Below are 3,015 nucleotides of genomic sequence, written 5' to 3'. Positions count from 1 at the left end.
CGTGGTGCCCGGGGTGCTCGGCGCGCTGGTGCTGGTGCTGCTGCTGGAGAACCGGATCCGGGGCGTACGGCTGCTGCGCTCCGCCTTCGCGCTGCCCTTCGCCTTCTCGGTGGCCAGCGCCTCGGTGGTCTTCGCGGTGTTCTACAACCCGGCCAGCGGGGTGCTGAACGGCCTGCTGTCGCACCTCGGCCTGGGCCCGGTCGGCTGGTTGACCGAATCCCGGTACGCACTGTTCTCGGTGGCCCTGACCACGGTCTGGATGAACCTCGGCTACAACGTGCTGGTGCTCTCGGCGGGCATCGGCTCGATCCCCGGCGAGGTCGTCGAGGCGGCCCGGATCGACGGCGCCTCCGGCCTGCGGCTGGCCCGCTCGATCACCGTCCCGATGCTCGGCCCGAACCTGTTCTTCCTGACGGTGGTCTCCACCGTCCACGCACTGCAGAGTTTCGGCCAGATCCACATCCTCACCAAGGGCGGGCCGGACGGCTCCACCCGGACCCTGGTCTACTCCGTCTACGAGAAGGCCTTCGCCTACGGCTCCAGCGACTTCGGCACGGCGAGCGCCCAGGCCGTGGTGCTGCTGCTGGTCGTCCTCGCCTGTACGGCCGTCCAGTTCGGCGTCCTGGAGCGGAAGGTGCACTACGCATGAGCACGGTCGTCACCGAAGCCGAGGTCCGGGCCGATCCGCCCCGCCCGCGGGTCCGCCCCCTCGCCGGACGCTCCCCGCGCGACCTGCTGGGCCGCGCCGCCGTCTACCTGCTGCTCGCCGTCGCCGTGGTCACGGTGGCCTTCCCGGTGTACTACGCGGTGGTCGGCGCCTTCATGGAGCCGTCCGAACTCGCCTCCTACCCACCGGCGTTGGTGCCCCACTCGGTGACCGGCCGGAACTTCTCCGGCGCGGTGGACACCATCCCGCTGTTCCGGCAGTACGCCAACTCGGCGATGTCCGCCACCGCCATCACCATCGCCCAGCTGGTCACCTCCATCCTGGCCGCGTACGCCTACGTCTTCCTGCCGATGAAGGCGCGGGCCGCGGTGTTCGGGCTGTTCCTGGCGACGCTGATGGTCCCCTGGGAGGCCATCATCATCCCCAACTACCTGACGCTGTCGGGCTGGGGCCTCGGCAACACCTACTTCGGCCTGGTGCTGCCGTTCCTCGCCTCCGGCTTCGGCACCTTCATGCTGCGCCAGGCCTTCCGCCAGCTGCCCGGCGAACTGCGCGACGCGGCCCGGATCGACGGCGCCGGGCACTGGCGGTTCCTGTGGCGGATCGTCGTGCCGCTCAACAAGCCGGCCCTGGCCGCGCTGTCGATCTACGTCTTCCTGTCGGCCTGGAACCAGTACTTCTGGCCGCTCATCATCACCCGCACCGCCGAGATGCAGACCCTGCAGATCGGCCTCACCTCGCTGCGCGACGCCGAGATGGCCGACCCCGGCCTGATCCTGGCCGGCGTGGTGCTCTCCCTGCTGCCCACCCTCGCCCTGGTGGTCTTCGGCCAGCGCTTCATCGTCCGCGGCCTCACCGCGGGCGCCGTCCGCTGAGCCCGCACCCGCTCCGCCCGTACATCCCGCCCGTACATCCCGTTCGTCAACCGGAAAGAAGAAAACCCTCGTGAAGAAGAGTGCACGCGCGCTCGCGGCCCTGCTGGTGGCCGGCCTGTCCCTGACCGCCTGCAGCTCCAGCGGCTCGGACGCCGGCTCGGGCGGTTCCGCCGACGCCGGGGCGCCCGGTGCCCAGGCGCTCGACCAGGCCTCCGGCGTCACCACCGTCGAGTTCTGGCACTCGATGACCGGCAAGAACGCCGACGTGCTGAACGGCCTGGTGAAGGACTTCAACGCGGCCCACCAGGGCAAGATCGAGGTCAAGGCGCAGTTCCAGGGCAAGTACGACGAGCTGGTCACCAAGTACAAGGCCGCGGTGCAGCAGAAGGGCACCCCCGCCCTGGTGCAGGTCTACGACATCGGCACCCGCTTCATGATCGACTCCAAGCAGACCGTCCCCGCCCAGGCCTTCGCCGACAAGGACGGCTACTCGCTGGACGACCTCGACCCCAACATCCGCAACTACTACTCGGCCAACGGCAAGCTGGTCTCGATGCCGTTCAACTCCTCGATGCCGCTGCTCTACCTGAACACCGACGCCTTCAAGGAGGCCGGCCTCGACCCGGCGCAGCCGCCGAAGGACCTCAACGAGCTCGGTGACCTGGCCAAGAAGCTGACCAAGAAGGACGCCGACGGCAAGACCGTCCGCTACGGCTTCGGCGCCGCCATCTACGGCTGGTTCGTCGAGGAGCTGCTCGCCGAGTCCGGCACCATGTACTGCGACAACGACAACGGCCGCAGCAACAAGGCGGGCAAGGTCGTGTTCGACTCCGCCCAGGGCGCGCAGATCGTCCAGTGGTGGGCCGACCTCGTCAAGGGCGGCTACGCGGCCAACACCGGCCGGGTCACCGACGACGCCCAGGCCGCTTTCAAGTCCGGCACGGTCGCCATGCACCTGGAGTCCACCGGTGTGCTGCGCGGCTACACCGAGGCCGCCAAGTTCGGCGTCGGCACCGCGCCCTTCCCGAAGGTGACGGCCGCCGACCAGGGCGGCCCGGCGATCGGCGGCGCCTCGCTGTGGATCAGCGGCCCCGGCCACTCGGACGCCGAGAAGCGGGCCGCCTGGGAGTTCGAGAAGTTCGCCACCAGCCCGGAGCAGCAGGCCGTGTGGCACACCGGCACCGGCTACTTCCCGGTCAACAAAAAGTCCCTGGACGACCCCAAGGACAAGGAGTGGGTCGGCAAGTACCCGCAGTTCCAGACGGCCATCGACCAGTTGAAGGCCACCAAGCCCACCCCGGCCACCGCCGGCTGCCTGCTCGGCGTGATGCCGCAGGCCCGCAAGGGCGTGGAGACGGCCATCGAGCAGACCGTGGCCGGCGGCAAGACCGCCCAGCAGGCGCTCGCCGACGCGGCCAAGGAGCTCCAGCCCGCGATCGAGAGCTACAACAGCTCGGTCGGCTGACCACCCTC

General features: G+C 69.7%; 3 protein-coding genes. All 3 read left to right on the top strand.

Annotated features, from left to right (window positions below):
• The coding region (locus tag ACFC1T_RS38290; RefSeq protein ID WP_375897410.1) for a carbohydrate ABC transporter permease at positions 1-649 on the top strand (649 nt) is incomplete at its 5' end.
• Positions 646-1,542, top strand: a complete 897-nt coding sequence (locus ACFC1T_RS38285) for a carbohydrate ABC transporter permease (protein ID WP_375897407.1) — start codon at positions 646-648, stop codon at positions 1,540-1,542. The genes ACFC1T_RS38290 and ACFC1T_RS38285, both read left to right, overlap by 4 nt.
• A 70-nt stretch (positions 1,543-1,612) precedes the next feature.
• The gene (locus tag ACFC1T_RS38280; RefSeq protein ID WP_375897405.1) at positions 1,613-3,007 is read left to right on the top strand and encodes an ABC transporter substrate-binding protein; all 1,395 of its coding nucleotides are present in this window, start codon (positions 1,613-1,615) and stop codon (positions 3,005-3,007) included.
• Positions 3,008-3,015: the final 8 nt, after the last annotated feature.

The organism is Kitasatospora sp. NPDC056076 (genome assembly GCF_042266305.1).
Classification (GTDB): domain Bacteria; phylum Actinomycetota; class Actinomycetes; order Streptomycetales; family Streptomycetaceae; genus Kitasatospora.
This window is presented reverse-complemented; position numbering and strand designations above follow the sequence as displayed.